Raw genomic sequence first — 231 nt, 5'->3', positions numbered from 1 at the left:
TTTGACCATGTCGACATACCAGCCGACTACTTGAGAGCCAACTACTTCCACACGATACTGGATTTCTACCTCAAATAAAGAAGCTATTTTCTTTAAAAATGTAAGAGGGTCAATAAACTCGTCGATGGTCATCGTGTGGAAGCCTGCGTATTCCGTTTTGCCGCGTTTCCACTTTGTTCCTGCTAATGCCATATCGACAAATTCATTAAGTGTTTTCGATTCAATTCGTTG

At 41.1% G+C, this 231-nt stretch carries 1 protein-coding gene; it reads right to left on the bottom strand.

Annotation, left to right across the window (positions count from 1 at the left end; all coding sequences use genetic code 11):
* The coding region (locus tag MR058_RS23090; RefSeq protein ID WP_277927205.1) for a phage tail spike protein at positions 1 to 231 on the bottom strand (231 nt) is incomplete at both ends.

Origin of the sequence: Bacillus cereus group sp. BfR-BA-01430 (assembly GCF_022663115.1) — a bacterium.
Classification (GTDB): domain Bacteria; phylum Bacillota; class Bacilli; order Bacillales; family Bacillaceae_G; genus Bacillus_A; species Bacillus_A cereus_BD.
The sequence above is the reverse complement of the archived record's forward strand: the minus strand, read 5'-3'. Positions and strand labels throughout refer to the sequence as shown.